This is a genomic window from Colwellia sp. 6_MG-2023 (assembly GCF_030547765.1).
Classification (GTDB): domain Bacteria; phylum Pseudomonadota; class Gammaproteobacteria; order Enterobacterales; family Alteromonadaceae; genus Colwellia.
The window spans coordinates 41,482-47,508 of sequence record NZ_JAUOPP010000032.1 but is presented as its reverse complement, the minus strand read 5'-3'; the positions used below and the strand labels follow the sequence as shown (position 1 = coordinate 47,508).

Annotated in this window: 5 protein-coding genes; all 5 read left to right on the top strand. The window is 35.8% G+C overall.

Translation table 11 applies throughout. The features are described 5' to 3' along the window. Positions 1-643 precede the first annotated feature (643 nt). The 5 genes from Q4503_RS17130 (at position 644) to Q4503_RS17110 (ending at position 5,901) form a co-directional block, all read left to right on the top strand. Entirely contained in the window at positions 644-1,300 is a 657-nt protein-coding gene (locus Q4503_RS17130; protein WP_303603010.1) for a PEP-CTERM sorting domain-containing protein, read from the top strand. A 221-nt stretch (positions 1,301-1,521) separates the two neighbouring features. Next, positions 1,522-1,815, top strand: a complete 294-nt coding sequence (locus tag Q4503_RS17125; protein ID WP_303603009.1) for a hypothetical protein — start codon at positions 1,522-1,524, stop codon at positions 1,813-1,815. 873 nt (positions 1,816-2,688) lie between these two features. Further along, positions 2,689-2,973, top strand: a complete 285-nt coding sequence (locus Q4503_RS17120; protein ID WP_215971418.1) for an OadG family protein — start codon at positions 2,689-2,691, stop codon at positions 2,971-2,973. Between the two features lie 10 nt (positions 2,974-2,983). After that, positions 2,984-4,762, top strand: coding sequence for a sodium-extruding oxaloacetate decarboxylase subunit alpha (gene oadA / locus Q4503_RS17115; protein WP_215971417.1), 1,779 nt, complete (start codon positions 2,984-2,986; stop codon positions 4,760-4,762). Positions 4,763-4,770: 8 nt separating this feature from the next. Then, positions 4,771-5,901, top strand: coding sequence for a sodium ion-translocating decarboxylase subunit beta (locus tag Q4503_RS17110; protein WP_215971416.1), 1,131 nt, complete (start codon positions 4,771-4,773; stop codon positions 5,899-5,901). The last annotated feature ends 126 nt before the right edge of the window (positions 5,902-6,027 follow it).

Below are 6,027 nucleotides of genomic sequence, written 5' to 3'. Positions count from 1 at the left end.
GACGCGTAGCTCAGCTGGATAGAGTACCTGGCTACGAACCAGGCGGTCGCAGGTTCGACTCCTGCCGCGTCCGCCACATTTCTCTCTTAAAGAGAAACTAAAAAACCAATCTTATGATTGGTTTTTTTTCGTCTAAAATTTAACAAATGAATGAGTGTTGAAAGAAGTGACACGTAGCTCAGCTGGACGGCGTACAAAGGGACTTGGCGACGAACCAAGCGCTGATGTACGTAAAGGGTTCGACTCCTGTAGCAATCGCCACATTTCTCTCTTAAAGAGAAACTAAAAAACCAATCTTATGATTGGTTTTTTTTCGTCTGTAATTTGATAAACAATAAAATATATATCTGCTCAATATGAATATTCTTACCACCCCTCAATTACATTAATGATAGTGACTCTTTATGATTTTTATTTTATACGTAGTATTTGTCATGAAATTTTACACTTTTAGAAATGTTTTACATTACTAAAACCTAAAAAATAAATATTCACATTAAAAACAATTGTGTACAGCACCACTTTAAAGGTTGGCGTAATAAATGCTTTAATTTTATCCATAATATGAAATGTTGAGTTAATTGCACTGATGGATAGTCGTGTTTTCATTTGTGTTGTTATTAATTGTTAATGAGGATGTCGTATGAAAAATTGTTTATTAAATAGATTTATTTCTATTTTAGCTTTTTGTTTTGTTGCCAACACTTCACAAGCAGCTTTAATAACTGAAATTACTAATAATTATGGTAATATTAGTTCTTTAGTTACACCTGCTGGTGGATTGAATCATTTTGGCGGGACTAACTGTAATTCATTACAGTCGGACTCAATTAAGATAACAGACACAAAAAGTTCTGATGGTTGTAATCGTTTTTATGATTACTTTGATTTAGAAACTGTGAACTATGATTCAATTGATAGCTTTACGCTATCATTAACCTTTTCTGCTACTAATGATGCATTTTTTTTCATCTTTCCTGAAGATTGGAAAGTTATGGCTGCTTCCGGCGGTAATAATGCTGATACGGTTAATAAAAGAGATATCGCTTCCGTGGACGGTAAAACATCACAAGACTTTATTTTTAATGCGAGCAACACCTCTGTTTTTAGTGATATTTTAGCTAAGAACGAATTTGGCTTTTGGCTTGGTGACGACGCTCTTGGCGCTAATAATTTTAATTTGTTTAGTGCTACTTTAAAAATAGAGGGTACTGCAACGGCTGTTCCAGAGCCAAGCATGCTAGCCTTGTTTGGTTTAGCTTTACTGGGTATGACTAGAATAAAATCCCGTAAAAAGTAGCTTTATGATTTTTATTAATTGAAAGGCAGCACAATTAGTGCTGCTTTTTTTTTCTGAACTGGTGATAGTGTTTAGTGCTTGATATGCTCAGGCTATCGTTGAGAGTCATGTTCTCTGTTGTGACCTGGTTCTATTCATAATTTCAAAAAATATTAAGAAGAGAATGTGTCTGTGGCGAAGTATTATTTTACCTGTTGAAGATTTAAACTTGTGAGGCTTTTATGAAAAAGTGGTTAGTTATACTTTTCTCACTGGTTAGTGCTATGGTTGCCATAAGCTGTCAGTCAATTTCAGAAAGTGAAAACCTGTGCACCGATTCATGGGAGCGCTTTATTCATGAGAACATTCCAACAGGTGATGGTAAAGGACATGGCCCTGATCTTGGATCTGATGAGTGGAAGTCTGTCGTTGAATTTAAACTTGGTATTCGCGGTAATACCAATATTCCCCAACGAAATACTAAGGCTTGGTGTGCTCATGTTGATAAATTATTACGTAGTAAGCTAGCAGTTTAAAGTTCAAGTTAAACGATAAACGCTTTCTTTTATACTTACGTTATAAATAATAAGATTAAGTAAAGTTAATTAGCTAGCGCTATCTCAACTATTAATAAAGTTATTGAACGAGTCGCTTACATTTTTAATTGTTTAATATTTTTTCAGAAGCACACTTGAAAAATGAGTGGACTTTCAAAGTAGCTTTTAGGTAACAAGCGAGTTACGTTCTCACTATTTATGTATTCTTATACGATAAAACATCAAAACTAAAGCATTGGCTAAATCTTTATTCATCGCATAAGTGCTCGTTAGACGGCTCAGTGTTGTTATCGCTTTTTATTTGTAAATGTCTTAGCTGATAAATAATTATGTTTTTCATAAATGTAAACGAGCACACTTATTGACATAGGCAGGTCGGGAAGGCTTGAAGCAATGGTTAATCAACACTTAAGTATGAAAATTAATTAAATTGATAAGGACAAGTTAAAAGCTATACAGGTTATGTTTTAACCGGTAAGAATTTTGTTATTAAAAGGCGCTTTTTATGCCATTAGTCGAATAAAAATACTTTGCTTTTATTGGATTAAATAAATAGTAGTCATGGCTTTATATTCACTATGCATATTATGCATTCATTATGAATAATTTTACCACATGTGTATATTGTATATTATAAATTAAAATCACTCTATATCTCAGGTATTTATGTGTTTCATATTGTATACAATATCTTATTATGCAAATTTACCTGAATATTTAGTAAAAAAGACTGAATATCCATCCTTTTGCCTATTGACGAAGTATTATTTTTCTGAAACTGCAAAATAATGTTTGTTTTTCATAAATGGAGTGATTATTCTAATTTCACTAACTTACGAGTGAGAACAAAAAATGAACAGTATGGAGCATCAATTTATAGAAGCAGGTACACTTATGCTTGCTGGAATGGTATTTGTGTTTGCTTTTTTAAGCTTATTAATTATTTTTATTAATACCGTGTTAGCTAGATTAGCAGTGAAGTTTCCGGATGCTATTACACCTAGCAGAAGTCATTCTAGTACAAAAAATAAAAAGGCAGTAAGCGGTGAAATTTCACCTGCAATAGTTGCTGCAATTAGTGGCTCTATAAGCCAATATCGTCACAAACATTCTACACAGTATAAGTCAAAGAGATAAGGGTACAATCATGAGCAAACCATTAGGTATTACCGAAGTTGTCTTAAGAGATGGTCATCAGTCAATTCTTGCTACCCGTCTGCGTTTAGCAGATATGTTGCCAATAGCGTCAACATTAGATGAAGTTGGCTATTGGTCAATTGAGTCATGGGGTGGTGCAACATTTGATTCTTGTATTCGTTATTTAGGTGAAGATCCTTGGGAACGTATTCGTGCTTTAAAAAAGGCGATGCCAAATACAAAACAGCAAATGTTATTTCGTGGTCAAAATATTTTAGGCTACCGTCATTATGCTGACGATGTTGTAGAAAAGTTTGTTGAACGTGCTCACCTTAACGGTGTTGATGTTTTCCGTATTTTTGATGCGATGAATGATGTTCGTAACCTTAAAACATCTATTAAAGCTGCAGTTAAAGTTGGTGCACATGCTCAAGGTACATTAAGTTATACCGAAAGCCCTGTACATACACTTGAAGGTTGGTTAACTATGGCTAAGCAACTTGAAGATATGGGTGCACACTCTTTATGTATTAAAGATATGTCAGGGTTGTTAAAACCATACAATGCCGCAGAATTAATTACTCGTCTTAAAGAAACTGTTGCTTTACCTATTGCGTTGCACTGTCATGCAACAACAGGGTTAAGTGTAGCAACTCAAATGAAAGCAATTGACAGTGATATTGATGTAATCGATACCTCTATTTCTTCTATGAGTATGACTTACGGCCATTCACCAACAGAAACAATTGCTTCTATTGTTGAGGGTAGCGCACGTGATACTGGTTTAAACATTGAAAAAATGGCTGAAGTTGCAGCTTATTTCCGTGATGTTCGTGAAAAATATGCTGAATTTGAAGGTAGTTTGAAAGGGGTAGATGCAAGAATATTGACGGCGCAAGTACCTGGTGGCATGTTAACTAACATGGAAAACCAACTTAAAGAGCAAGGTGCTGCAGATAAATTCGATGAAGTGTTAACTGAGATTCCTAAAGTACGTAAAGATTTAGGTTATATTCCACTCGTTACTCCAACATCTCAGATTGTTGGTACACAAGCAGTACTTAATATACTTACAGGTGAGCGTTACAAGTCTATTACAAAAGAAACTGCAGGCGTACTTAAAGGTGAGTATGGTGCAACTGCTGCTCCTGTTAATGCGGAATTACAAGCACGTGTGTTAGATGGTGATGAAGTCATTACTTGTCGTCCTGCTGATTTAATTGATCCAGAGTTAGATAAGTTATCAACAGAATTACAGCTGTTAGCTAAAGAGAAGAATATTGATTTAGCTAATGACGTTATTGACGATGTATTAACTTATGCTTTATTTCCACAAATAGGTTTGAAGTTTTTAGAGAACAGAAATAACCCGTCAGCATTTGAACCAATCCCAACAAAAGCAAGTGCTAAGACAGTTGAATCATCTGAGCCAAAAGATACAACAGCACCAGAAAGTTACGATGTTAGCGTTGATGGTAAAGTTTATAATGTTGTTGTCGCTCCAGGTGGCTCTATCGACTCGATTACATTACCAGCGGGTGATGATGCGATTAAACAGTCAACCTCTATTTCTGCTGAAGAAACGCTGAATGCACCACTTTCAGGTAATATATTTAAAGTACTTGTTAATGAAGGTGATTCTGTTGAAGCCGGTGATGTTGTCATCATTATGGAAGCCATGAAAATGGAAACAGAAATTCGTGCAGTTCATGCCGGTGTTATTACTAGTTTGCATACCAAAGAAGGTGACTCTGTTGCTGTTGGTGATGCTTTACTTAGCTTTTCGTAGAGGATCTTATGGATTCATTAACTAAATTATGGCTATCAACAGGCTTAGCTAACTTTGAGCTAGGGCAAGTCATCATGATGTTGGTTGGCTGTGGCTTGTTGTATCTTGCTATTGCAAGAAATTTCGAACCGTTATTACTCCTTCCTATGGGCTTTGGGGCTATATTAACGAATATTCCAGTTGCTGGGTTTTCTGAAGTAGGTGGCTTACTACACTATATTTATTATGCAGGGATAGATACAGGCATATTCCCATTAATAATCTTTATGGGAGTCGGTGCTATGACCGACTTTGGCGCCTTGATTGCGAACCCTAAAACTTTATTGTTAGGAGCGTCAGCGCAATTTGGTATTTTTGCTACGTTATTTGGTGCTATTGCTTTAAATGGTATACCAGGAATTGAGTTTAGTTTAAAAGATGCTTCAGCAATTGCTATTATTGGTGGTGCTGATGGACCTACAGCAATATTTTTGGCTTCAAAATTAGCACCTGAATTACTTGGCGCAATTGCGGTTGCAGCATATTCATACATGGCATTAGTACCTATTATTCAACCGCCTATTATGAAAGCTTTAACAACAGAAGATGAACGTAAAATTGAAATGGCGCAACTTCGTCCAGTAACGAAAGTAGAAAAAATTATTTTCCCACTGGGTGTGTTGTTAATGACTATTTTCTTTTTACCATCAGCAACGCCTTTAGTCGGGATGTTCTGTTTAGGTAACTTGATGCGTGAGTCGGGTGTGGTTGACCGTTTAAGCTCTACTTCGCAAAATGAGTTAATTAACATTACAACTATATTTTTAGGTTTAGGTGTTGGTTCAAAGTTAAGTGCAGAAGCTTTCTTAAATGTTCAAACATTGGGTATTTTAGGCCTTGGCGCAGTAGCCTTTTCTATCGGTACTGCTTCTGGGGTACTAATGGCTAAACTAATGAATAAGTTTTCTAAAGAGAAAGTTAACCCATTAATTGGTGCTGCTGGTGTTTCTGCTGTTCCTATGGCGGCTCGTGTTGCTAATAAAGTTGGTTTAGAGGCTAACCCTCATAACTTCTTGCTTATGCATGCTATGGGTCCAAATGTGGCTGGGGTACTTGGTTCAGCTGTAGCCGCAGGTATATTACTTGCTCTTGTAGGTTAAGCTTCCCTAATGCTATGTCTCCTTATGCAGAGATAAACTTGATTTATATTAAAAAAAACCGAGCATGTCTCGGTTTTTTTATGTGCAAATGCTAATATTAGTTTTTATCCAAATGATACCTAACCC